This is a genomic window from Moorena sp. SIOASIH, from assembly GCF_010671925.1.
GTDB lineage: Bacteria > Cyanobacteriota > Cyanobacteriia > Cyanobacteriales > Coleofasciculaceae > Moorena.
Genome location: NZ_JAAHIH010000001.1, coordinates 1,576,552 through 1,600,442 on the forward strand (window position 1 = coordinate 1,576,552; position 23,891 = coordinate 1,600,442).

The following is a 23,891-nucleotide window of genomic DNA, read 5'->3' on the forward strand; positions in this document are numbered from 1 at the left end:
TTAGCGCCCGAAACCTTTACCAGATCGTAGCCAAACCACTACCTGTTTACCAGTATCCCTACGGCGAATAACCTTCAAGATTACTACCACATAATCGCTCCAACAACTCCCTGGGAATAGCATCGAAATTTTCTAACAAAAAATCCATTAGGGCAAGATGTCGTAACACCTCAGCAGCAGGAGCTTTATAGCCCTTAGTTCCAGAAAACCAGCTGTTAACTGTTGCAATGGAGCGGGAGCAGATTAATGCCATTTCTTCTCGACTGACTTCCCATTTCGAGATGAATTCCTTTGGTGTCATGGCCAGTTGCCAGTTACTGTACAGTTGAATCAGAATTCGGTCTAGGTCAGTTAGGGGACGAGGATAGGATTTTGGGCGAGTGGGTTTCTTCCCTGCTAGTTGTGCCAGGCGGTCTAAGTATCGTTGGTAATAGATAGCATGATCAGTTGAGCGTTTATTTGGCATCATGGAATTAGCTCCAATGTCCTTGGGGAATAAGCCGCGCTGTTGGAATGATGCTCTCAAGAAGCGCGGCTTTTTGTCCGATAATCATCATATCGAAATACCAGACATTTTTATTATTACTAATAACTCCCATATTGTCAAGATAATTTTGGCAATTTTTAACAAAATTTCACAAAATAAAATTTTTACTGTTGGCATTTTTAACAATTAGCTATTAACGGCATTTATAAATAAGCATTTTAATAAAAAAATCTAAACTTTTTAATGATTTTATCGACTTTATTATTTGATTTTATGGAACAGTAAACAGGGAACAGTGGTAAGAAAATTGAATGTACCTTATAACTATAAGAAACCTTATAGCATTTATCATATAGGTAAGGTAGACAAGGTGGCTTGCCTATTGCCTTTTGCCTCTTGCCTTTTGCCTATTGCCTCTTGCCTCTTGCCTACTCCCTACTCCCTACTCCCTACTCCCTATTCCCAACAATACATTTCGCCTCCAAAACCACCAATCCCTTAGTTTCAAACACCGAACAGGATGCCATCACTTGTTCCAAAGCAGGTTTTATCCCTTGTTCAAGTTGTTGAATAGCATGATTAGCTGCTGGCTGATACTGCTTTAACCACTTTCTATCTTTAATAGCATCAGCTTTTAACTCGATTGGGTTTAGTACCCAAAAATCAATATCATACTTTTTAATAAATTCCTTAACAACGGAGAGATTAGCACTATATTGGGTATCAATTAAATCAAGAGTTCGTTGTCGAAATTTCTGATAATATCCGACGTGGTAAGGAATAGCATACTCACTCGCTACCAAAACCGAACGCTGAGCAAAGGTTGGAATATTATTCATCTCTGGAGACAGAGAAGCAATTAAGCTATCTTTCGGTTGTTGTTGAAAAAATTTATACAAGGATGGAGTATCCCCCACTTTATAAGCAGTAATGGGAAAATTATCCACAAAACTAGGATATAATAGTAAAGCTGCTGCAATTATCGTAGTAGTTGCTATCGCCAAAACGTTAGGTATAGAAAAAATTACAGAAAAACCAGAGTTAGAAAAACCGCTTTGACTACACTGGCTTGCCCACTTAAATACGCTATCAATCAGAATGATAAAAACTATGCCAGCACTTAGCACCATGATCACTCTGAGACTATGTTGAGTATAGCGACTAGGAAGATGCAATTTAAATAGCAAAATATGAGCAGCAACAAACATCCCGAGAGACGCTAGCGCCATCTGGAGCAAAAGGGTAATTTCTTTACTGATCTGCTTTACTAAGGGAAGTTTATTGGGAAATAAGGGCAAGAGCAGCAGTAAAAATCCCGCTGCATTAGTAGCTGGAGTAAGAATCGAAGTCAGACGAATTCCGCTTCTGCCTTTTAACCAAAACTTAGCGGGATCATCGTCATAAAAAAAACGCGATCGCCCCCCTGGAAAAAACTCTGGTAACTGTCTGGCTTCAGCTACAGAAATCACTGGACCAAACTCATTGGTTTTCAGAGCATAGGGTAGCATCACCAAAAAGGCTACTATCAATCCCGCGAGACACAACCAACGTCGCTCTTGGGATAACCCTAACTTACCATTGCGCCATTCAAATAGTCGTAAAACTAAGGTACCGGAAGAGATAAATACTAACTGGGGATAGAATAGACCTTGGAGTGCGATCGCACCCAAACAAAACCACAATGACCCCCGCACTAGGTAATACATAAACCCCAACAACAGGGGATAGACAAACGCCTTCGGTGTTCCAGACACCACCGTATCAGTCATTCCCAAAGCTTGAGACAGCAACAGGGTAGCACTAAAGGCAGCTGCTGGTACTGGCAACAATTCCAGACATACCCAAAAGCAATAGCTAGCGCTAACCAGATTCAACACTACCGGTAAGAGTTTGTTAAATAGCAATGGATTAACACCCAATGCTGCTATCACTCGATAGACAGTAGTGTAGCCAGCTGGAGCAACCGTTTGAAAGTAATCAGCAATTAAATCCTTAGGAAACAGCTCTGGATCAAGAAATCGCATCATCCAAAATATATGTTGTCGAGCATCATCTTGGACAATATACTCACCGCTGAACGCTTCCCGTAGTGCCAGCAGACTATACACTACGGTAAAGGTTAGGCTGAGGCTAAACCAAAAGATAACTTGAGGAGTAAATCGTTTGTTACAAGGAGTTGTTAGGAATCTGTGAATACGGAGAATCATTTAGTCAAGGGAGTAGGGAGTAGGGAGTAGGGAGTAGGGAGTAGGGAATAGGGAGTAGGGAGTAGGGAGTAGGGAGTAGGGAGTAGGGAGTAGGGAGTAGGGAACAAATATTGTGTATCTGATTACTATGAGAAACGCTATATACGTGGTTTCTGCTTTTAAGCTTGCCCACTCCCTCTGTTTTTGTCAATCCTTTCTATGCCATTGGGATGAAATGCTTTGAGAAGCAGCAAATTACCACATTAGTGGTGGTACTCATATCGGAGTAATTAGAGTCAAGTAACACTAGGATTTTTGCCAATAGTGCTGGAACAATTAGCAAAAATCTCTACCTCACGGAAAATGCGTGTGATCTCCTCTCACTATACAATGCTGGTCATAGGTGGCTGAAATCTAATTGCTTGAAAGTTAGTCTAGGGTCTTTCTTTCAGTTTTGTATAGTTCGTCGAATTCACGTTAACAATAATAGTCTATTACCTATTTATGCAATGACAATCAATAATACCAATTCCAAAAATGAATCTTTCAATCTAATTCTTTGTGGATTAGCTTTCCAGTTTATTCCGTTATTAATTTGTGTATTAACTTTATTGATTTGTGAAGGTTTTTCATTACCATTTCCTAGATTTTTAAGTCATTTAACTATATCAGGAATAGTATATGGATATGTGCCTCTTGTAAAAGGATGCCGTCTATATAGTTACGAAAAGGGATATGCAAGTAAGTGGGGATGGTTCGGATTATTAAGTATTGTGGGCTTATCAGTCCTATTACTTTTGCCGGACAAGAGAACTAATTTGTCTTCAGAAGAGTCCTTGGGTAAAAACTCAATAAATTTTCCCTTTAACAAGCTTAATATTACTGAATTGTTCTTATATTACTCGATAGCTTTACCAATTTTAATTGCGACAACTTTGACAATCTTTATAATTGTATTTACAATTATTGTGATGATTATTGTATCATTTTGCTTGGCAAATGACAGTAACTTTGTTGATTTTTTTTCAAGTGTAACCTGGGATATATTACCTGAATTATATGTTACATTTACATACTTATTTATAGGACTATTTTTAGTTAGGGATATCCGAAAATTTGGATTCGTTTTTGAAAAGTTTGGCATTTTAAAGCAAAAAATAATTAATTTTAAATTAATTATTTTTATAGTTTTTTTTGACTATGCTTTTTCTTGGGCATGTCATTCGTTGAATTTATATTATTTTTCATTAATTGTTCCAGATTATATTTTTGAAAAACTAATTAATAAATCAGAATTCACAAATCTTATAGGGATGCTATTTTTTAGCTTTTCGATTATTGTTTTGGCTCCGTTGTTAGAAGAGCTATTTTTTCGTGGGATAATCTTGCAGAAGTGGGCAATAAAATGGGGTATTAAAGCTGGAATATTAACCTCATCTTTATTATTTGCGATTTGCCATTTGAATTTTAATATTGTACCATTGTTCATTTCAGGAACTATATATTGTGTTCTATACTTTAAAACTGGCAAATTAATAGTACCAATCATTTGTCATAGTCTTCACAATACTATTGTGACAATTTCTATGATTGGACAATACTATAGTAGCTCAAACGGTGAATTAATTTCGATAAACGATTATCAAGCTTCAATGGAACCATTATTAGGCCAAAAAGCAGTTATAGCAGCTATATCCTTTGCCGTTATCATGGTATTTTTATATCGAAATTTTCCTAAACAAGATGACATCCTTCCCTACTATAGAAATCCTAAGTGATTGTTTAAAATGGTAAGTAATCCAACGGGTTAAATTCACCTGTCCTGTTTGGATTAGCGAGCCTTTTGGTGGTGCGTTACGGGGCGGACTATCCCAACCCTGGGGACGAGGCGGAAAATCAGTGGCAGCCTTTTGGTGGTGCGTTACGGGGCGGACTATCCCAACCCTGGGGACCAGGCGGAAAATCAGTGGCAGCCTTTTGGTGGTGCGTTACGGGGCGGACTATCCCAACCCTGGGGACCAGGCGGAAAATAAGAGCAAGTCCGCCCCTAACGCACCCTACGCACTACGTAACTTCAACCTTCAACCTTGGCCAAAAGGCCACGCTACGCGAACAACCGGTTAACCTTGGCCAAAAGGCCACGCTACGCGAACAACCGGTTAACCTTGGCCAAAAGGCCACGCTACGCGAACAACCTTCAACCAAATAATCCTGATTGAGTGAAAAAAGGTAGGAAGAACAGTAGTGGTACGTTTGCAGTCAGATGTCCAAAGTGGCTCCAATTAACCACTTGACATCAGCTATCCCACAGGGCTTTCTGGATAGGGAATTTAATTATTGCCATGTTGATAACTGATGAGTGGTTTCTGCTTTCAAGCTTGCCCACTCCCTCTGTTTTTGTCAATCCTCTCTATGCCATTGGTATGAAAGGATTATATAGCAATTATCATACTTATGAGCGACATTGCTTATCCTTTTAAGGCAAAAGCCAATATTCAAGATCGTTTTAAGGGAATTAAACTCAAATAATAATGTACATCATAACTGCGATAAACGCTATATTATATTACTTACTTAGACAATGACAATCAAGAATACCAATTCCAAAAATAACTCTATCAACCTAATTCTTTGGGGATTAGCTTTCCAGTTTATTCCGTTATTAACTTTTGGATTAATTTTAGAAAATTTCAAAAGTTTTTTTTACTCATTATTTATACCTTTATTTCCACTCATTATTTTACTGATTTTAGGATTACTTTTATATGGATATGTGCCTCTTGTAAAAGGCTGCCGTCTATATATTCACGACAAGGGATATGCCAGTAATTGGGGATGGTTAGGATTATTAAGTATTTGGGGCTTATCAGTCTTATTACTTTTTCCGACAAAGAGAAATAAATTTTATTCAGAAGAGTCCTTGGCTAAAGACTCAATAAATCACCCCTTTAATAAGCTTAATATCCCTGAGTTTTTCTTATTTTGGTTTCTAGGTTTTCCAATTTACATCTTGACAATAGTCGGATTGTTTTGTTTGGTGAATAACAATGATTTTAGTGAGATTATCGAAAATGCAAATTTTAACACAGTAATAAGTGTAGTTATATGGTTATTTATCGGATTATTTTTATTTTTAGAGCTCCGAAGATTTGGATTCGATTTAAGAAAATTTGGTATTTTTAATTTGGGTATTTTAAAGCAAAAAAACAATCTCAATTTAATTATTTTTCTAGTTATTTTAGAATATGCTTTTGCTTGGAGCTTTAATTCGCTTAATTTATATTATATTTCATTTATTTCCCCAGAATATATTGAATACTTAATTTATAAATCAGAAGTCACCAATGTTATAGGGCTAATATTTTGGAGCTTTTTAGCAATTGTTTTTGCTCCGTTATTGGAAGAGCTGATTTTTCGTGGGATAATCTTGCAGAAGTGGGCAATGAAATGGGGTATAAAAGTGGGAATAGTTACCTCATCTTTATTATTCGCCCTTTACCATTTTCGATTCGATATTGTATGGTTGTTCATTTTAGGAACTATATGTTGTGTTCTATACTTGAAGACTGGCAAATTAATAGTACCAATAATTTTTCATGGTCTTCACAATACTATTGTTACAATTTCTATGATTGGACGGTACTATAGTAGCTCAAACGTTGACTTCGTTTCGGTAAACGATTATCGAGTTTCCATGGAACCATTATTAGGTCAAAAAGCAATTGTCGCAGCTATATCGTTTGCCGTTATCATGGTATTTTTATATCGAAATTTTCCTAAAAAAGATGACATCCTTCCCTACTATAGAAATCCTAAGTGATTGTTTAAAATTGTAAGTAATCGAACGGGTTAAATTCACCTGTCCTGTTTGGATTAGCGCTACCACTATCCATAAACAGGCATCTTGGTGGAACGAGCATCTTGGTGGAACCGGCATCTTGGTGGAACCGGCATCTTGGTGGAACCGGCATCTTGGTGGAACCGGCATCTTGGTGGAACCGGCATCTTGGTGGAACCGGCATCTTGGTGGAACCGGCATCTTGCCGGTTATCAATATTCCCAGACGGACTATCCCAACCCTGGCGACGAGGCGAAAAATAAGGGCAAGTCCAAAGGTGGTGCGTTACGGGGCGGACTATCCCAACCCTGGCCACGAGGCGAAAAATAAGGACAAGTCCGCCCCTAACGCACCCTACGCACTTCAACCAGTTAACCTTCAACCTTCAACCTTCAACCTTCAACCTTCAACCTTCAACCTCCAAAAAAAAACCCCCAATCGGGGGTAGTGCATCAAAACTTTGTTAACCAAACTGTGGCGGAAACTAATTAATCAAATACACGATTACAAACAGAACAATCCACACCACATCAACGAAGTGCCAGTAGAGTTCTGCAGCTTCTACACCAAAATGCTCTTCACTGGAGTAGTGCTTTGAATTTAGCGATCGCAATAATACTAACACAATTAACCCGAGTCCGCAAGTAACATGAAGACCATGGAAACCAGTTAAGGCAAAGAAAGAACTGGTAAATAAGTTAGTAGTCAGACCAAAGTCTACATGGGTGTACTCATAGACTTGTCCTCCTAAGAACATAGCACCCATCAGAGCAGTGATCCCAAACCAGAGTCGCAAACCAGAGACATCATTCTTTTTAATAGCACTCTGGCCCCGGTGCATGACGAAACTACTAGTAATCAGGATGATGGTGTTGATTGTTGGCACCAATAACTCTAATTCTGTACCCTCTGGAGGCCAAGCTGGCATAGTCGCTTTATAAATTAAAAAAGCGGCAAACATTCCCAAGAAGGTCATACTATCAGCAGCCAGAAACACCACCAAACCAAACATCCGAAAATCCGGATGCTCCTCGTGATGTACCTCTGCCGCCTCAACCTCATGATGATAGTTGAGGCTAGTTTTAGACGGATCAATCGTTGAGCCTTGCATAAATTCCTTTAGAGTAAGTTAGCAGGTTGAAGGTTAAGAGGTTGTTCGCGTAGCGTGGCCGAAAGGCCAAGGTTAAGAGGTTGAAGGTTAAGAGGTTGTTCGCGTAGCGTGGCCAATAGGCCAAGGTTAACAGGTTGAAGGTTAACAGGTTGTTCGCGTAGCGTGGCCGAAAGGCCAAGGTTAGCAGGTTAGCAGGTTGTTCGCGTAGCGTGGCCGAAAGGCCAAGGTTAGCAGGTTGTTCGCGTAGCGTGGCCGAAAGGCCAAGGTTAGCAGGTTTAAGGTTAATCGGTTGTTCGCGTAGCGTGGCCAATAGGCCAAGGTTAATCGGTTGTTCGCGTAGCGTGGCCAATAGGCCAAGGTTAGCAGGTTGGGACCATAACCAGGCACCATTAACCAGCAACCAGCAACCAAATAACCTACCCGAAGGCAACGCCAAAGGCGAACAACCAAACAACCTTCAACCTTCAACCTTCAACCAAACAACCTTCAACCTTCAACCTTCAACCAAACAACCTTCAACCTTCAACCTTCAACCAAACAACCTTCAACCTTCAACCTTCAACCAAACAACCTTCAACCTTCAACCTTCAACCAAACAACCTTCAACCTTCAACCTTCAACCAAACAACCTTCAACCAAACAACCTTCAACCTTCAACCAAACAACCTTCAACCTTCAACCAAACAACCTTCAACCAAACAACCTTCAACCTTCAACCAAACAACCTTCAACCTTCAACCTTCAACCCACACTTACCCAACATCTCCTTTAACTTCAACCAGCAACTCCTCGACCTGTTTATCGGTGTCAACACTATAACTGTCGATACCGTATTCGTAAGGACCGGACCACAAAATTGGTTCCTCGTCAAAGTTCTCAATGGCAGGAGGAGAGGTCGTTTGCCACTCTAATGTCAGAGCTCTCCAAGGATTGCGACCAGCAATTGGACCACGGTTCAAACTCCAGAGGATATTAATCACAAAGGGTATGGTAGAAACCGCTAGAAGATAGGAGCCAATGGTGCAGATCATGTTGAGGCTTTGAAACTGGGGGTCATACATAGCAACCCGACGGTTCATACCCAATAGACCAAGCTCATGCATCGGCAAAAAGGTCATGTTTAGACCAATGAAGGTCAACACAAAGTGAATGCGTCCTAAGGTTTCGTTGACCATTCGCCCGGTCATTTTGGGGAACCAGTGATAAACTGCGCCAAATAACCCGAGCACACTACCACCAAACAGAACGTAGTGGAAGTGAGCCACAATGAAATAAGTGTCATGGACATGGACATCAAAGGGAACGGAAGCGAGCATGACACCGCTGAGACCCCCAATCAAAAATGCCGAGATAAAGCCCATACCAAAGAGCATGGCACTATTTAAGTTGATTTTTCCGCCCCAAATCGTTGCCACCCAGCTAAACACCTTAATCCCTGTTGGGACAGCAATCAGCATGGTGGCAGCCATAAAGAACATCCGCAACCAACCAGGAGTGCCACTAGTGAACATATGGTGCGCCCAGACAATTAGTCCTAGGAAACAAATCAACATACTGGAGTATGCGATCGCACGATAGCCAAAAATCGGCTTACGGGCATGTACCGGTAGGATTTCGGAGATTACCCCAAAGAACGGTAGCACCATGATGTACACCGCTGGGTGGGAGTAAAACCAGAACATGTGCTGGTAGACAATTGGGTCTCCTCCCCCAGCCGGGTTAAAGAAATTGGTGCCAGCAATTAAATCAAAAGACAGGAAAATTAAGGCTGCTGCTAGGACTGGAGTACCAATCAAAACTAGGATTGAGGTTCCTAACATTGCCCAGCAAAACAGAGGCATATCATGAATAGTCATGCTAGGTGTGCGCATCTTCACAATAGTGGTGAAGAAGTTAAGCGCCCCTAGCACTGAGGAAGTCCCGATCACCAGGATGCTCAGAATCCAAATTTCTTCACCCACCTTAGAACTAATCAAGCTCAAAGGGGGGTAAGAGGTCCAACCGGCTTCGGGAGCACCTACAAAAAAACTACTCATTAACAGCAAACCCCCCACAGCATTCATCCAGAATGCCACCGCATTCAGCTTGGGGAATGCCATATCTTTTGCCCCAATCATCAAGGGAATCAGATAGTTAGCAAAAGCAGCACCAGCCGGGATAATCCATAGGAACAACATAATTGTTCCGTGCATGGTGAACACTCGGTTGTAGGTTAAAGGACTCAATAAATCCGGGTCTGGTGTTGCCAACTCAGTGCGAATTAATCCAGCTAATGCGCCACCGATGAAATAGAACACAAATGAAGTGACCAGGTATTGAATCCCAATCACTTTATGGTCCGTATTGAACGTGAAGTAATCTTGCCAACGCCGCTCATGTTCTTCAACATGACCAGCATGCTTGACAGATTCCGGTTTTTCTACTTGCGTCGTCATGGGATAGTATCAACTAAAAGGATAGGCAACAGCCAAAATTAAGAATTTAGAATTTAGAATTTAGAATGGATATGGATAATTAATAATTTAGAATGGATAATTAATAATTTAGAATGGATAATGGATAATGCTACCTTCGCGCATTCTTCATTCTAAATTATAAATTTTCTTGAATTTCCTCATTCTCAATTCTTCATTCTCAATTCTTCATTCTCAATTCTTCATTCTTAATTCTTAATTCTTAATTCTAATATCAACTTATTTGATAATTTCAGGATGATGGTGAGAGTGGTCTAGGTGTTGGAGAGTTTGGGAATCAATACCCATTTCAGAAGCATAGGGAGCCAAGAACTCACCCTCTGACATGGTAGTAGGGTTGACAGCCACCGCTTTTTCCATGGTGTCTGCACTAGCGAATTGATTTTCCTGAACCCAGGCTTGATACTCTTCCGGTGTTTCAACGATTAACCGGGTTTTCATTCCTCCATGGTAGGACCCGCAGAGTTCAGCACAGATGATCGGGTAATCACCCACTCTAGTCGCTGTAAATCCTAGTTGACTAGTCCGACCTGGGATAGCATCTTGCTTAATCCGAAACTCTGGCAACCAGAAGGCGTGGATCACATCGTTAGCTTCGATATTCAGCTTAACCGGTTGTCCAACTGGGACATGCATTTCCCCAGACATAACACCGGTTTCAGGGTAGGTGAAAATCCAGGCATACTGCATACCGGCCACATTAACCTCTAGGGGTTGACCTTGGCCTTCTTGTCCTGGAGGCGCTCCAATACCTAGGGCAACTGTGCCTTGACCCGGAGCCATAGCAATCAGACTTTCATTCCCCTGTTGCCCAGATGGTGAGATCTCATGATTGTGGGCAATTTCCTGCTGATGGTGGTCATGAGAAGCCATCGGATCCAGACCTCCCATAGCGTTGTAGACCTCAAAGCTATAGACAGCTAGGACAAAAACAATCACTGTAGGGATTGCGGTCCAAAGCATCTCTAGGGGGATATTGCCATGGGTCGATGGCCCATCGGTTTGGTCATTTTTTTGTCTACGAAATTTGATGACTATTAGGATAAGTGCCCCTTGGATGAGGAGAAATAGACCAGTGGAAATGGTCATCATCAGGTTGAACAGACCATCTACATCACCGGCTTCTGAGGAGGCGGCTACTGGCAAAAGTCCATGATTCTGACCGTACCAGAGACTAATCAGGGTAATGATAATGCCAGCAATAAGCGTTGAAATTTGGCTTGGAATGTTCACGAGGTTAGGGTTGAATACTTATATCAACAAAACTAACAGGGATTATCAAGGCAGGCGAGGCACCAACAGACTTAGTGTCCTAAAATGTCAGGGCATGGCTATATTTTTCAGGAAAATCAGCCTTCTGGTGACCTACTCCCCCCATAGTGCCCATATTAGACACAACAGAGGCAACAATTCTGATGCTCTGCTAGCAGTGAGGGGCGTGAGTAGAGGATATAGAGCTAGCTTGCCTTGCTCTAATAACTACGGTAAAGCAGCTAAACAATTGATTGGGTCACACCTTGAGATTTTTAGACTTTTTTTTAGAATCACTAGCACAGCACCGAGAAAATTTTCAGAAAACTTAAGATTTTATTCAATAAAACTTAACATAGCTAAAAAAAATATAAAAAAGTAAATCAATAGTAAATCATGGAGTCCAAGTAACTGTGACCCTTTAGGGCAGGGGAATAGCAATCTGAAAAATCTCTAAAGCTTCAGAAATTAAGGAAAAGGCTGGTTACAGTGGTATAGGAATAGAGATGATCTTTGAGATTGGCAATCTTCTACCAACGAAAATGAGCCACTACTCAGGATTTGATTAACTTAGTTTGCATTTTCCTATTGCAGATGGCTATAGCTCAATCGGCTCTTGATCAGAATCAGAATGATGTAACCTCCAACAACCTGACCCAGCCTCAGGCCAGGATTCGGAGCTTGGTGTGGAAAATTGCGATCGCTACCCTGCTGTTGATGGCAGTAGGCAGTGCCACCAGGGTGATGAATGCTGGTCTGGCTTGCCCAGACTGGCCTTTATGCTATGGTCAGCTCGTGCCAAGCCAGCAGATGAATTTGCAAGTATTTTTAGAGTGGTTTCACCGCCTTGATGCTGCCTTGATTGGTATTAGTGCGATCGCTCTGGCGAGCTTATCTTGGTGGTATCGGCGGGATTTACCCAACTGGCTGCCCTGGATATCCACATTTGCTCTAGGGCTAATTATTTTCCAAGGAGTCCTCGGCGGACTGACGGTTACAGAACTGCTCCGGTTTGATATCGTCACTGCTCATCTAGGAACAGCACTGCTATTTTTCTCAACTCTAATCGTGATTGGTACACTGCTGACCCCCTATCAAGGAACAGGTTCAGTTGGGAAGTTACCTTGGCTGAGCTTAAGCGCAGTGATTTTTGTTTATCTACAAAGTCTATTAGGTGGACTAGTCGCTTCCCGCTGGGCAGTGCATCAGTGTTTTGGCGCATCTGAGCTGTGTACCGTGATGAATAGCCATATTGCTGGTGTGGTGCCAGCGACCGTAGCAACAGTTGCGGTGGTGGTGATAGCATCCCGGACACCGGCCCTACATCCAGTACTGCGACAGTTAGCTAATCTAGCTGCTAGCTTGGTAGTTTTACAGATACTCCTCGGTGTTGCTACCTTCCGGTTAAGGCTACAAGTGGAACTACTAACTATCTGCCATCAAGCAGTGGGAGCAGCGTTATTAGGAGTACTGGTAGGGTTTACAGTCTTCGCCTTACGTGACCGCGCAAGTGTGGAGTGTCAACGACAGTGTCAAGTATCAGAGAACGTATGAATTATGAAGGATTAAGTGTGACGTATCCAGTGTGATAGCTGGCAAGTAAACTATCAAGTCCGGTTTTATAAGTTGTAGATCAGCTAAATAGAATCGGACGATTGAGCCCCTAGGGGAACCCATCTTGAAACTATGATCCGGGAACCGTTATCTACTTGTTGGTCTACTTGTTTTTACTAAAAATACTATAGGTGCGCTTTCCGTTGGCGAATTAAATTCGCCACGGGTCGCACCTCTGAAAAGGATCAGACCATAAGAAGTATACCATGAATTGGTGACTCAGCAATCCCTATGTTGTTATCCTTCAAACTTCACCCTTGATCCTTAATCCTTGATGCTTCCTCCTACCCTAAGGGAACCCTAAGGACGAACATCCTTAACACTTGAGACTTTTTAGAGAAGGAATTGGTGAATTGAATGCTTGGGACTAGTTTAACCCGTCAACATGAAAACATAAGAGAGGTTATTCAAAGTTACTATCAACTAACAAAGCCTCGAATCATTCCACTACTATTAATTACGACAGCGGCAGGGATGTGGTTGGCATCCGATGGACAAGTCGATCCTATATTATTGCTAGTTACCCTGGTCGGTGGGACTTTGGCCGCAGCATCTGCCCAAGTGCTTAACTGCATCTATGACCGTGATATCGACTATGAAATGTTGCGCACTCGCCACCGTCCCATTCCCTCTGGGAAAGTGCAGCCTCGTGATGCTTTGCTGTTTGCGATCGCATTAGCAATACTGTCGTTCACCCTGCTAACAGTCTTCGCTAACCTCCTTAGTGCCTTGCTAGCGCTATCTGGCATTATCTTCTATATGGCCATATACACTCATATCCTCAAGCGCCACACTGCCCAAAACATCGTCATTGGTGGTGCAGCAGGAGCAATTCCAGCACTAGTGGGTTGGGCTGCGGTGACAGGAGAATTGAGTTGGGCCGCTTGGTTACTATTTATAATCGTCTTCTTGTGGACACCACCTCACTTCTGGGCCTTGGCCTTAATGATTCACGAGGATTACGCCAAAGTTGGGATCCCGATGTTACCGGTAGTAGCCGGTGAAGAAGTTACTGTTCGTCAAATCTGGTATTACACCTTATTAGTCGTCCCTACTTCCCTATTGTTAATCTATCCCTTAGGAGAATCGGGGGTGGTTTATGGAATAGTTGCTATTCTTTTGGGCAGTATTTTTATCAAAAAAGCATGGTTGCTGCTTAAGGAACCTACAGATAATCAACTTGCCCGGTCTATGTTTAAGTACTCAATTCTCTATATGATGTTATTGTGTACTGGTATCGTAGTAGATAGCTTACCGATGACCAGGGAAATTACTGCAACTGTGGCAGAGAATTCCCAAGTTTTGATTCAAGCAATTTCTACAGTATTGGAGCAGGTAAGTATTAACTTAGTTTAGGGTGTTTGCTGGTAAGCGATCAGCGATCAGCTATCAGCTATCAGCAAATAGGGTTGGTGAATTCGCTCACAGGTGTAGCAATTCGCCAACCCTATTGATATTTATATAGCGGTTTTTATTCTAATGAGGTACACAGGATTTTTACCATCTTACCTCTTACCTCTTCTGACTTGACTGCTCCGAAGCTGGTTGACTGACAAAACTTATTGGAAAGCATACTCGTAGGTTTTTACCTGAAATTCCAGTCGATAGTACCTTTTCTGATGTTGTTTGCGGGAGGCCATGGCTGGGTCAGGGTCGTAATTAGAGGTGAAACGTACCCGATGAATAAGTTGACTGCCATTGGCTTTGGCAAATTTGACCCACTCCCAACCCGTAAAGTAGCTGTTGCCTCGTGGCTCTGAAGAAGGGGGGTTATATTGAAACTTTTTCTGATAAACATCAGGTGCGAAGGCGAATAGACCAAGATGGAATAAGTGGATAAGGTATGTGTTTATAAATTTATTCTCTTTGCTACAGAAGCGCTAATACACAATAAAACCACCGTTTTTCACCCAGGCTGCACATTCAGGTTCTAATTTTGCAGCCAGGAGTTTTTCATATCTATCGATTTGTTCAGGGAATAGTATGCCTTTCCAGCGACCGTTTACCCCTTTATTAATGAAAGTTTTTGGCTTGAAGAGATTAGGTGGTTGGAATTTCTCCCAATTTGCTTTCATATACGCCAAAGAAGATTTGTCTAATACTAGCTGTTTGATTTCAGGGGTTAAATCTGCACCTATGAAGCTAGCGATCTTGTCTACCACTTCAGACTTGTGGTTTATGATTGTGTCGTAGTGGAGTAACATGAGATTGGGAAGATGCTTAAATTGCCACCAGCTATGGATATGCTCCAAGAGAGGATACAAGCAAGGTTCACCTGTTTCTAACCACTCATCCCAAAATTTAGTAAAGTCTTTAGGAAAATTTTTTATTTCATCCAAGTAGGAGTTGATGTGGTTGTATAACGAAAGCCCAATGTCTCTACCGTCCCTAGCTAAGTAAATATATTTCCATTCCCGATTATAGGGTAGTGCCTCGAAAGGTAGATGAGTTTTGAGGATTCTTCGATCTGGTAGTGCTTCTATTTTCTCTAAACTAACTTTGATTGGTGCAAAAAGTGTTTCTACCCAGGGACTGAAAAGGTGTATCGATTCAAAGTTATCACTGCCATGAACGATTAAATTGATTATCTGTTGAGTTAATGTTGTCCCTGTTTTATAGGCAGAGGCAACAATAATGTCTGTGGGACGGTAGCTAATATCATGCCAAATTTGAGAATCTCTAGTTTGATCTTTAATGATTATTCTTGGAGCTTGATTTTCTAGCATAGGACTCATCTTTTTTCTAAGTAGTGCAACTATCTGTTACGAATGTCTTGGGTAGTTGAATCAGGAGCATGATAGCTCTAGAGAGTATGAACGAGGACAAGGCTAACCAAAGAATATGATTGTTGTGGAAATACCAAGCGATCGCAGCTACAGGAACAAAAACCAACAATGCAGCAGCTACGGCAACATTGCGAACTATACTTCCCTCAGCTAGACCAATGAAGTAGCCATCCAGCATGAAAGCTATGGATGAGCTTACTAGTACCACAAATAACCAGCGATCGTAAACTTTGAGGGGAGCTATTACCTCAGCATGGTTGGTTAAAAGTCCGAATAAAGTTTCGGGGAAAAGATTGCAAGCAGAAGCTAAGGTTATTCCCACAACCAGGCTAATACCCACTGAAATCCTGACTAAGGCAAGCAGAGAATCATTATGATTTTTTTCCTTGAAGTAGCCACTCAAACTTTCTGTGGCAAATCCTATGCCTTCAAAGAAAAAGATGGTAAATAAGATTATCTGTAAGAGTATGCTGTTTTCTGCAAGTACTACCGTACCTAGAATTGCACTGAGTTCGGTAAACAAAGCTAACGTGGACATGATCGCTACAGTCCTGATGAGGATATTGCCATTAAGGACAAAGGCAGCCTTGAAACCCGATGATTCTTTGAGCTTAGGAATCGCGGCTGATAGTTGTTGCCAGTCTACCTCTCCCAAGAAAAACACTAAGCCAAACAGTAAAGCTACATACTGGCTCAAACCTGACGCCAGACCAGCACCTGCACTATTCCATCCCCAACGAATAATGAGTACTAAATTTACCACAACGGCAGGCGCTCCCCAAATACGAGCGTTGAAGTAATCTATTCCTGCCAACTTTACATCTGGGGAAGCACTAAGAATAAAAAAACCGATTTCTCGCAGGGGATATTGCAAAATCAAGATGATTAAGCCTAGCCCTAGAGCAATTAATCCATTGCGGAGAAGTAATAAAAGGACTTCCTTGTGATCGTCTTGTCCCACGGCTTGGGCGGTGACTCCAGTAGTTCCCAGGCGCAGGAAGTTTAGTAATCGGTAAAGATAGCTAAACAAAATGGCTGCTAAAGAAACTCCTGCTAGGTAACTGATATCAGATAAATGTCCAAGGAAAGCTACGTCCACCAAGCTAGCTAGAGGAACCATGATGTTGGAGAGTATATTGACAGCAGCTAGTCGGTAAAAGCGAGCAAGGAGACTTTCCATTGCAGTGCTGTACATGCTTTGTTCGTCGAATTAACAGCTAATGTTACAGGGTAAGCTCATCTAATTTAGTATAAAATGTACTTGACAAAAGTCCTCTTATACAATTTTTTTCAAGAAAATCAGGTAGTGTAGGTATATAAGCAGGTGCACAAAATTAATTACACATTTTGCAAAACTCAAAGCATTACGATGTAAGGGTTACAGAGATTCGTAGTAGGAAATTAATTTTGTTTAGGTGCTTAATGAACCTGGTTGACTGACAAAACTATTCAGCAGCATACTTGTACGTTTGTATTTTGAATTCCAGCCGATAACATCGTTTCAGATGTTGTTTTCGCGAAGCTATCACCGGGTCAGGGTCTTGATTAGTTGTGAAACACACCCGTCGAATTAGTGTCCAGCCATTCTCTGGCATAGGCTTTGATCCACTCCCAACCAATCCGAAAGTAGCTGTTACCCGGCGCACCAGTGAGTATCGACCCACCGACGCTTACCCGTTTCTACAATCCTCAACACCAAGAGCGGTGACGCAAACGAGTGGCTACGGCCAGGATAAACCACAACCGAGATAGGGCAGGCACTGAACGAATTTCAGACTTCTGCAGATTCGCTCCCATTGGACTGGTCATCCAAAAAGTTTTCCTCGCAAGAACATGGAAATCTTTAAGCTGAGACCAGCCAATCCCTGCTCGCCTTATCCAACTGTCCTTTTTCAATCGAATCCGATAATGCCATCCCCATTGGCAGGTCATCGCTTTCATCTTGCTCAGTGTGGACAAAGCCACGGTCTGCAAGCACGCGCCACCTTGACTCCCATAGGGCTTCCGTTCAAGGGCTTGTTGCAGTAGACCCTCGATAATCGTTGAATGAGACAGACGCACGCAAAATGATTCCATCACCCGCGCCTACCACAGGTAAGGCCCGTGCTCGATGCACCACAACCAATCGCACCAGACAATACTGATCCGGTGAACAGTGAGGTCTCCTTGCCTCAGATATATAGAGTCATCTTGTCCTACCGCCAAAGCTGCTTGAATCAATGGAATGTAGCAGCCGTTCGCGTAGCGTGGCCTTTTGGCCATGGATGTTAATCCGAGCATTGTAAAGCCAACGTTGTATCCGACGTTGCTTGCTTTGAGCATATTGGCCGAACCACGGGACGAACGGGAATCCAACGGGTCAAATTGACTTCTCCTGTTTGGATCAAGGCCACCACCATCCATAAACAGGTCGTCAGGTGACCCAGGTGAGCCCATTCATGGGGTTGACCCAACCAGGTCTTAAGGGCATTGTAGAGACGGGAGTTTTTTTCACAGCATTCCTAGGATTTGAGTGGTATCTGTCTTTAGAATGCTGGCTCCCACTCGCTTGCTGTCAATACCTGCTATCTCCCTCCTGATAAGCATTTGACCAATTTGTGCTTAACTTTTTGTCAGTCAACCAGGCTCCGAAGTCCCTGCTCCCTGCTCCGTTCACGTAGCGTGGCCTACGCGAACGGAGCAGAAATATGTCTTAAGCTTTACTTCGACTGCTATACAAATTGATTTCCTTCTGCTATTAGAGTTAGCACGGGGCGTATATAAAAATACTGAATTGAGTCTTTTTAGAGTTTTGTGTTTCCTATTGTAAAACCCTATGGAACCATCATCTCAACCCGAACACACATCAAATATGTCTGAGTTTGTTGAATCACCTCTACCCCAAATGACTTTGTTGCAAATGATCATGGGCAATTGGGTGTCGCAATCCATCTACGCTGCTGCCCAACTGGGAATTGCTGATTATTTAAAGGACGGCGAAAAGAGTTATGCTGAACTGGCAACACTAACCAATGCTCATGGGCAGTCTCTCTATCGACTTCTGCGGGCACTGGCAAGCGTAGGAATCTTTGCTGAAGTCGCACCGGGGAAATTTGCCATGACACCGTTGGCAACCTTTCTCCGGAGTGATGTTCCCGGTTCATTGCGGGATTTTTCAATCATGATCAGCGATCACGGGCACTATAGCAGTTGGGGCAACATTCTACATGCGGTGCAAACTGGCGAAAGCGGATTTGAACATCTGTTTGGCATGAATGTGTTTGATTACTATGCTCAAAACCCTGAACCTGCGGCCATTTTTGACCGGGCAATGACCAGTTTATCCAGTCTTGAAAATGCAGCCGTGAGCGCTGATTATGACTTTTCATTCATTAATAGTCTGGTAGATGTGGGAGGGGGTCAAGGTAGTTTGCTGATCTCTATCCTGCAAGCACATCCTGGTATGACAGGGATTTTGTTTGATATGCCAGATGTGATTGAGGGGGCAAAGCTACAGATAGCAAGCAGTGGCGTGAGGGATCGCTGCCAACTGGTCAGCGGAAACTTTTTTGAATCAGTGCCCGCTGGAGTTGAGGCTTATATCCTCAAACACATTATTCATGACTGGGATGATGACCGAGTGATCGCCATTTTGAAACAATGTCATCAGGCAATGGTAGACAATGGTAAAGTTTTGGTAGTAGAGCAAGTAATTCCTTCCGGCAATGATCCCTTTATCGGCAAACTGATCGATGTAAACATGCTGGTTATGTGTCCGGGGGGCAAGGAACGCACTGCTGAAGAATTTCGTGCCCTGTTTGCAGCAGCAGGGTTTAACCTGACAAAAATTGTGCCAATCCGGGGCATTGTCAGCGTTATTGAAGGAATTAAGGCGACCGCAATTTAGATGGGTGATTCACTAGTGCTTAAACGTCCTCGCTTGTTCTGTTCCCGCTCGATTGCTTCAAACAGAGCACGAAAATTGCCTTCCCCAAAGCCCTTGGCCTGAAAGCGGCGCTCAATCACTTCAAAAAAGAAAGTAGGTTTGCCAAAAATTGGCTGGGTGAAGGTTTGAAGTAACAAAGCTTGGGGAAACTCTTGCTGCCAATCTACTAAAATTTGTCTGGTAGCAATTTCTTCCCATTCTGCCTTTGGTAAACGGAAATTAGAGCCGCAATGGGTTTCCCACCAGTGGCTGTAGTAGCTGGGAGGAACCTCAATAAAAGGCAAACCTCGAGAACGGAGCTGGGCGATCGCCTGGAGTATATTGCTAGTTCCAAGAGCAATATGCTGGATTCCTGGTCCACCATTGACATCTAGAAATTCCTGAATCTGGGAATTAGCAGAAGTCGGTTCATTGATCGGCAACTGCACCTGACCAGTGGGATCAACCATGACCTGAGAGTATAAGCCAGACTGTTGTGTCTGAATAGAAAACATTTGTTGTGGGCAAAATCTCAGCACTTGTTGATACCAATTTACTGCCCGCCCTAAATCACCAGCAGCTACATTAAGTACCACATGATCAATGCTGGTGAACATGGTCTGAGGATTGTTATTTACCTGGTTTCCTGCTATATTCAGGGACGGTAGCTTACTATGGGCACCTTCTTGCGTGATCCAGTTCAACTGAGCAGGGAAAAAGGATTGGTCACAGATGCCATCCCGCTCCACGAGGGTATGAACCAGAGAACCCCAGGAGGGAATTTGACTCCACTTTAGCCGTCCGTGTCTTTGAAATTGCTCCTGAGGTGGTTGTAGCACTTGGTTTCCCTGAGCGGACGAATTCTCGATCACCGCTTCGAGGTCTTCTACAAGAAAAGCTATGTCAGCCACCCCAGGAGGATGCAGACGCAAAAACTCAGCAACAGGACTTTGTGATCTTAGTGGTGAAGAGATCACAAAGGTGATTGAGCCACTTTTGAGCACTTTTGTGTAGGTGTGGTGGCTACTGCCACTAGCAACCGCTTGAAAGCCTAGAGTGTGGACTAACCAATCACAAAAAATGCTGGCATCTTCAACATAGAAGTGAACATGATCAATTTTCATGATAAAATCCACTTAAAGAGCTTCTACTGTGTTTAATTTTGATATTTTTATGGAATTAACTTACTAGGTAATTTTGAATAAAATACCAAATAGATCCTCAATGGTTTTATCGTTGTTTAGAATTATTAAAAGATCAAGTCTTTCTAAGTAACTACGAAATTAAGCGTTTTTAGTTCAAGTGTTCTTACAAAATTGACCTGCTCCCGAGATAGTTTAGCTAAAGGGATCACCTTCAGAGTAACAAATGGCAATACGCTTCTCCTTTAAGCGCTTTTCTTCGAGACAGAGGTCTTCAATTTCCTTAACAACTTCTTCTGATACGTCCATGGCTTGAGCCATCTTGCGAATGGTTGCCTTTTCCCCTTCGTTATATTCTCCATCAGAAGCCGCCGCCTTAACGGCAAAGTAAATAGATGCTTTACGGGACTTGTTGGTGGCTGGGGTTCTAGTCACTACTTCCGTGATATCTTCGTTAGCTGGATAGCTTTCTAACTCTTTCAATAAGGATTCTGGCGCTCCAGCCGCTGCTCCCTTTCCAATAATCCATTTTCTCTCCTCTTCTGAGATTTCTCCATCACCATTTGCAGCAACAAGATTGGACTTTAGAAAGGTGCTAAGCACTTCAACAGTAGGGATTTCCCCGAGGTCCCAATCCCACAATTCCTTAAAATACCACTTGGCTATGATTTCCCGTACGGGATCGATTTCTGGTGTAACTGTTGCCATTTTATTTTCCTGAGTTTTCATTCAAAGACCCAACAGATTCTATACATCTAGTAATCTGTCTTCAATCATGGGATATAGCGGTTTATACTCCAATCAGGTACACCATAAGCTAGAATTAACAAGCTTTTCAGCTTCAAGATGTACCTCACCAGACAAAAAAACGCTATATAACAGTTTTCATCAACCCACGCCCGTTATTATCACATGAATTCAGCCATTAATCTACAGCTTAAGCAATAATTTATAATCTCTAAAAATTTCCCCTGTACATAAGCTAATAGGGAAATCAATTCAGAGCTGTAGCTATTCGCCAACCCTATTGTTGAGATTTATAGCAATTATCAGCAACGTTTGACCGACATTGCATATCCTTTTAAGGCAAAAGGCATGCTAGCAATAGGGAATAGGCAATAGCAGTGCATCGCTGTTCCCTGTTCCCTATTCCCTATTCCCTATTCCCTATTCCCTATTCCCTACTCCCTACTCCCTACTCCCTACTCCCTACTTACCCCCGTAGTAAAAAGCAATCTCTTTCTCTTTAAGAGGGGTAAAATCAGCATCGAGCAGCATTTGATTGAGTTCTGCTTGAGGGATGTGCTTCGCTCCAATCCGCACAATTCTCGATCTCATGGTATTGCTGACACCGCTCCGTTGCCGTTGAGCTTCTAACCCCATCACTTGGTTGTATAGGTCTAACTTAGCTTTGGGGATTGGGGAGCCATCTAAATCAATTCCCTTTGCGATCGCGTCATCAACCGCATCAGCACCTGTAGTGGTTTGAGTCTGGGAATTAGTTTCGGTAGACATAGTAAGCTGATAGTAATAGATACGAGAGTATTTTACAGGGTGTCGGTTTGATAAAACATTGGAAAGAATAGCATTACCCATTAAAGTTAGGACATTGATACAAGCAGCAAAAGCTGTTGTAGTCAACTTTTGCCTCTTGCCTCTTGCCTTTTGCCTTGCGCGTAGGGCTATATTATCCCGATTTATTCTGTTCATCCTCTCAGCAGTAATCGTACTGCTGAGCTCTGCCCTACCCAATAGTCTTCTTGCCTCTCAAGCTGCTAGTCCTCTTGCCCAAGTACGCATCAAGACCGAAACCGTAGTAGGTCAGCAGGATTTTTTCCGAGTTGGCAAATCTCACAAAGGTCGTTGGTGGTTGATTGACCCCGATGGCAAACCCTTCCTTTACCGGGGTGTCACCTCCGTCAACTTTGGCTATCCTGCTCCCTATGTTCCGGTTGTCGAAGATAAATATGGTCAAGACCCCGCTGCATTTCGGGAAGCTACCTTTGAGCGGCTGCGGAGCTGGAATTTTAATGCCCTAGGAGCATGGACCCCACCTCAATTGTGGGATCAGGGTATGCCCTACACGGTTATCCTAAATTTCGTCAAAGCTGCTCCAGACAGTGAACTTAGGGTTGATGACAAGAAGCTAAAGTTACCCGATGTGTTTGATCCAAAATGGATTGAAGGGATTGATGCTAAAGCTAAGGAAATCGTAGCACCGGTGGCAAGTAGTAAGCTGCTAGTGGGATATTTTACTGACAATGAACTCAATTGGGCACACGCCGAAACACGAGACCGAAAGGTTAACTCAGAGTTGTTATTGACCAATAACGCTAAGGCATCCTTACTACAATTTTGCCTTAGCCTCAATAAAGAAAAACCCGCCTATAGTGCTGCCTGGGATTTTGTTTTAAAGCGCCATGGTAATAGTTTAGAGCAGTTAGCAAAAGATTGGCAGGTCCCTATTGAATCTAGAGACACGATTAAAGAATGGACTAAGACAAAACAAGGGATTGTTTCTAAAGGCTACTTAGTCGATCAGAATGCGTTTCAAGCAGAATTTGCTCGACGCTATTTTCAGGAAACTGCAGCTGCAATTCACCGCTATGATCACAACCATTTAATCCTGGGATGTCGGTTTGGGGCACCTCCTTCTGATGCAGTATTTTCCGCCATCAAAAGACCTTGGGTAGATGTAGTATCTGCTAACAATTATCGCTACAACATGTATGAGCGGATAGACCTATACTACCAAGCTACAAAATTGCCAGTGCTCAACAGTGAGTTTAGTTGGGGACACACCAGGTTTACTAAACGAGCCTTACCAGATGAACCAGAAGACGGGTTTTCCGAAAGGTCACGGATGATGCGTAATGGCGCTAAGTCCTTAGCCAGGGCTTTGACTCATCCCGCTCTTGTCGGTTATACCTGGTATCGTTGGGTAGATTTGCCCGGTCATACACCCCCGATTAGTTTTGGTCTGGTCAATCTTGAGGATGATCCCAACCTCTCCCATACAACCTTACTGAAGCGATTGAATGCTAGAGCTGATGCGATCGCGACTACAGCAAAGGGAATAGGGAACAGGGAATAGGGAA

At 42.6% G+C, this 23,891-nt stretch carries 24 protein-coding genes; 10 read left to right on the forward strand and 14 right to left on the reverse strand.

All coding sequences use genetic code 11. The features are described 5' to 3' along the window. Positions 1–58: 58 nt before the first annotated feature. Entirely contained in the window at positions 59–469 is a 411-nt protein-coding gene (locus F6J90_RS06840; protein WP_293091694.1) for a hypothetical protein, read from the reverse strand. Between the two features lie 313 nt (positions 470–782). Between F6J90_RS06840 and F6J90_RS06845 the strand changes: the two genes are divergently transcribed. After that, a complete protein-coding gene (locus tag F6J90_RS06845; protein WP_293091695.1) occupies positions 783–989 on the forward strand; it encodes a hypothetical protein in 207 nt (68 codons plus the stop codon). On the opposite strand, the gene F6J90_RS06850 is transcribed toward F6J90_RS06845, so the two are convergent. Both F6J90_RS06850 and F6J90_RS06855 read right to left on the reverse strand, forming a co-directional pair. Then, on the reverse strand, positions 937–2,694 hold the full coding sequence (locus F6J90_RS06850; RefSeq protein WP_293091696.1) for a hypothetical protein: 1,758 nt from the start codon (positions 2,692–2,694) through the stop codon (positions 937–939). The genes F6J90_RS06845 and F6J90_RS06850 overlap by 53 nt on opposite strands. A gap of 4 nt (positions 2,695–2,698) precedes the next feature. Further along, complete coding sequence (locus tag F6J90_RS06855; RefSeq protein ID WP_293091697.1) at positions 2,699–2,884, reverse strand: hypothetical protein; 186 nt, start codon at positions 2,882–2,884, stop codon at positions 2,699–2,701. Between the two features lie 298 nt (positions 2,885–3,182). On the opposite strand from F6J90_RS06855, the gene F6J90_RS06860 reads away from it, so the two are divergent. The 4 genes from F6J90_RS06860 (at position 3,183) to F6J90_RS06875 (ending at position 6,959) form a co-directional block, all read left to right on the forward strand. Continuing rightward, a complete protein-coding gene (locus F6J90_RS06860; RefSeq protein WP_293091698.1) occupies positions 3,183–4,451 on the forward strand; it encodes a type II CAAX endopeptidase family protein in 1,269 nt (422 codons plus the stop codon). Positions 4,452–4,519: 68 nt separating this feature from the next. Then, the gene (locus tag F6J90_RS06865) at positions 4,520–4,882 is read left to right on the forward strand and encodes a hypothetical protein (protein WP_293091699.1); all 363 of its coding nucleotides are present in this window, start codon (positions 4,520–4,522) and stop codon (positions 4,880–4,882) included. A gap of 372 nt (positions 4,883–5,254) precedes the next feature. Next, entirely contained in the window at positions 5,255–6,493 is a 1,239-nt protein-coding gene (locus tag F6J90_RS06870; RefSeq protein ID WP_293091700.1) for a type II CAAX endopeptidase family protein, read from the forward strand. A gap of 118 nt (positions 6,494–6,611) precedes the next feature. Further along, the gene (locus F6J90_RS06875; protein WP_293091701.1) at positions 6,612–6,959 is read left to right on the forward strand and encodes a hypothetical protein; all 348 of its coding nucleotides are present in this window, start codon (positions 6,612–6,614) and stop codon (positions 6,957–6,959) included. Between the two features lie 36 nt (positions 6,960–6,995). On the opposite strand, the gene F6J90_RS06880 is transcribed toward F6J90_RS06875, so the two are convergent. The 4 genes from F6J90_RS06880 to F6J90_RS06895 all read right to left on the reverse strand — a co-directional run bounded on the left by F6J90_RS06880 (position 6,996) and on the right by F6J90_RS06895 (position 11,329). Continuing rightward, a complete protein-coding gene (locus F6J90_RS06880) occupies positions 6,996–7,622 on the reverse strand; it encodes a heme-copper oxidase subunit III (protein WP_008186856.1) in 627 nt (208 codons plus the stop codon). After that, positions 7,603–7,971: a hypothetical protein gene (locus tag F6J90_RS06885; RefSeq protein ID WP_293091702.1), complete on the reverse strand. Its 369-nt coding sequence runs from the start codon at positions 7,969–7,971 to the stop codon at positions 7,603–7,605. Before F6J90_RS06885 ends, F6J90_RS06880 begins: the two co-directional genes overlap by 20 nt. 403 nt (positions 7,972–8,374) lie before the next feature. Further along, positions 8,375–10,057: a cytochrome c oxidase subunit I gene (gene ctaD, locus F6J90_RS06890; RefSeq protein WP_293091703.1), complete on the reverse strand. Its 1,683-nt coding sequence runs from the start codon at positions 10,055–10,057 to the stop codon at positions 8,375–8,377. Between the two features lie 258 nt (positions 10,058–10,315). Next, on the reverse strand, positions 10,316–11,329 hold the full coding sequence (locus F6J90_RS06895) for a cytochrome c oxidase subunit II (protein ID WP_293091704.1): 1,014 nt from the start codon (positions 11,327–11,329) through the stop codon (positions 10,316–10,318). A gap of 612 nt (positions 11,330–11,941) precedes the next feature. Between F6J90_RS06895 and F6J90_RS06900 the strand changes: the two genes are divergently transcribed. Continuing rightward, complete coding sequence (locus F6J90_RS06900; RefSeq protein WP_293091705.1) at positions 11,942–12,901, forward strand: heme A synthase; 960 nt, start codon at positions 11,942–11,944, stop codon at positions 12,899–12,901. A gap of 417 nt (positions 12,902–13,318) precedes the next feature. Then, on the forward strand, positions 13,319–14,317 hold the full coding sequence (locus F6J90_RS06905) for a heme o synthase (RefSeq protein ID WP_293091706.1): 999 nt from the start codon (positions 13,319–13,321) through the stop codon (positions 14,315–14,317). A 524-nt stretch (positions 14,318–14,841) separates the two neighbouring features. Here F6J90_RS06905 and F6J90_RS06910 read toward each other — a convergent pair. The 4 genes from F6J90_RS06910 to F6J90_RS06925 form a co-directional block, all read right to left on the reverse strand. Continuing rightward, positions 14,842–15,687, reverse strand: coding sequence for a sulfotransferase domain-containing protein (locus F6J90_RS06910; RefSeq protein ID WP_293091707.1), 846 nt, complete (start codon positions 15,685–15,687; stop codon positions 14,842–14,844). Positions 15,688–15,703: 16 nt separating this feature from the next. Then, positions 15,704–16,942 (reverse strand): MATE family efflux transporter, encoded by a 1,239-nt coding sequence (locus F6J90_RS06915; protein ID WP_293091708.1) that lies wholly within the window; start codon positions 16,940–16,942, stop codon positions 15,704–15,706. Positions 16,943–17,436: 494 nt separating this feature from the next. Beyond that, the gene (locus F6J90_RS06920) at positions 17,437–17,823 is read right to left on the reverse strand and encodes a hypothetical protein (RefSeq protein ID WP_293091709.1); all 387 of its coding nucleotides are present in this window, start codon (positions 17,821–17,823) and stop codon (positions 17,437–17,439) included. A gap of 9 nt (positions 17,824–17,832) precedes the next feature. Then, positions 17,833–18,183: a hypothetical protein gene (locus F6J90_RS06925; protein WP_293091710.1), complete on the reverse strand. Its 351-nt coding sequence runs from the start codon at positions 18,181–18,183 to the stop codon at positions 17,833–17,835. 379 nt (positions 18,184–18,562) lie between these two features. Between F6J90_RS06925 and F6J90_RS06930 the strand changes: the two genes are divergently transcribed. After that, complete coding sequence (locus tag F6J90_RS06930; RefSeq protein WP_293091711.1) at positions 18,563–19,633, forward strand: methyltransferase; 1,071 nt, start codon at positions 18,563–18,565, stop codon at positions 19,631–19,633. Here F6J90_RS06930 and hppD read toward each other — a convergent pair. Further along, positions 19,630–20,775 carry a 4-hydroxyphenylpyruvate dioxygenase gene (gene hppD, locus F6J90_RS06935; RefSeq protein ID WP_293091712.1) on the reverse strand — a complete coding sequence of 382 codons (1,146 nt, stop codon included), beginning with the start codon at positions 20,773–20,775 and terminating at the stop codon, positions 19,630–19,632. The genes F6J90_RS06930 and hppD overlap by 4 nt on opposite strands. A gap of 213 nt (positions 20,776–20,988) precedes the next feature. Continuing rightward, the gene (locus tag F6J90_RS06940; RefSeq protein ID WP_293091713.1) at positions 20,989–21,501 is read right to left on the reverse strand and encodes a DUF533 domain-containing protein; all 513 of its coding nucleotides are present in this window, start codon (positions 21,499–21,501) and stop codon (positions 20,989–20,991) included. A gap of 416 nt (positions 21,502–21,917) precedes the next feature. On the opposite strand from F6J90_RS06940, the gene F6J90_RS06945 reads away from it, so the two are divergent. After that, complete coding sequence (locus tag F6J90_RS06945) at positions 21,918–22,043, forward strand: hypothetical protein (protein WP_293091714.1); 126 nt, start codon at positions 21,918–21,920, stop codon at positions 22,041–22,043. Here F6J90_RS06945 and F6J90_RS06950 read toward each other — a convergent pair. Continuing rightward, positions 22,003–22,308, reverse strand: a complete 306-nt coding sequence (locus F6J90_RS06950; protein ID WP_293091715.1) for a DUF4090 family protein — start codon at positions 22,306–22,308, stop codon at positions 22,003–22,005. The genes F6J90_RS06945 and F6J90_RS06950 overlap by 41 nt on opposite strands. A gap of 58 nt (positions 22,309–22,366) precedes the next feature. On the opposite strand from F6J90_RS06950, the gene F6J90_RS06955 reads away from it, so the two are divergent. Continuing rightward, a complete protein-coding gene (locus tag F6J90_RS06955) occupies positions 22,367–23,887 on the forward strand; it encodes a hypothetical protein (RefSeq protein ID WP_293091716.1) in 1,521 nt (506 codons plus the stop codon). The last annotated feature ends 4 nt before the right edge of the window (positions 23,888–23,891 follow it).

Excerpts from the sequence above, each read along its gene's own strand:
- F6J90_RS06840 (WP_293091694.1), bottom strand. The coding sequence starts at position 469 with ATGATGCCAAATAAACGCTCAACTGATCATGCTATCTATTACCAACGA.
- F6J90_RS06850 (WP_293091696.1), bottom strand. The coding sequence starts at position 2,694 with ATGATTCTCCGTATTCACAGATTCCTAACAACTCCTTGTAACAAACGA.
- F6J90_RS06860 (WP_293091698.1), top strand. The coding sequence starts at position 3,183 with ATGACAATCAATAATACCAATTCCAAAAATGAATCTTTCAATCTAATT.
- F6J90_RS06870 (WP_293091700.1), top strand. The coding sequence starts at position 5,255 with ATGACAATCAAGAATACCAATTCCAAAAATAACTCTATCAACCTAATT.
- F6J90_RS06880 (WP_008186856.1), bottom strand. The coding sequence starts at position 7,622 with ATGCAAGGCTCAACGATTGATCCGTCTAAAACTAGCCTCAACTATCAT.
- ctaD (WP_293091703.1), bottom strand. The coding sequence starts at position 10,057 with ATGACGACGCAAGTAGAAAAACCGGAATCTGTCAAGCATGCTGGTCAT.
- F6J90_RS06900 (WP_293091705.1), top strand. The coding sequence starts at position 11,942 with ATGGCTATAGCTCAATCGGCTCTTGATCAGAATCAGAATGATGTAACC.
- F6J90_RS06905 (WP_293091706.1), top strand. The coding sequence starts at position 13,319 with ATGCTTGGGACTAGTTTAACCCGTCAACATGAAAACATAAGAGAGGTT.
- F6J90_RS06910 (WP_293091707.1), bottom strand. The coding sequence starts at position 15,687 with ATGCTAGAAAATCAAGCTCCAAGAATAATCATTAAAGATCAAACTAGA.
- F6J90_RS06915 (WP_293091708.1), bottom strand. The coding sequence starts at position 16,942 with ATGTACAGCACTGCAATGGAAAGTCTCCTTGCTCGCTTTTACCGACTA.
- F6J90_RS06920 (WP_293091709.1), bottom strand. The coding sequence starts at position 17,823 with ATGGAATCATTTTGCGTGCGTCTGTCTCATTCAACGATTATCGAGGGT.
- F6J90_RS06925 (WP_293091710.1), bottom strand. The coding sequence starts at position 18,183 with ATGGGCTCACCTGGGTCACCTGACGACCTGTTTATGGATGGTGGTGGC.
- F6J90_RS06930 (WP_293091711.1), top strand. The coding sequence starts at position 18,563 with ATGGAACCATCATCTCAACCCGAACACACATCAAATATGTCTGAGTTT.
- hppD (WP_293091712.1), bottom strand. The coding sequence starts at position 20,775 with ATGAAAATTGATCATGTTCACTTCTATGTTGAAGATGCCAGCATTTTT.
- F6J90_RS06940 (WP_293091713.1), bottom strand. The coding sequence starts at position 21,501 with ATGGCAACAGTTACACCAGAAATCGATCCCGTACGGGAAATCATAGCC.
- F6J90_RS06950 (WP_293091715.1), bottom strand. The coding sequence starts at position 22,308 with ATGTCTACCGAAACTAATTCCCAGACTCAAACCACTACAGGTGCTGAT.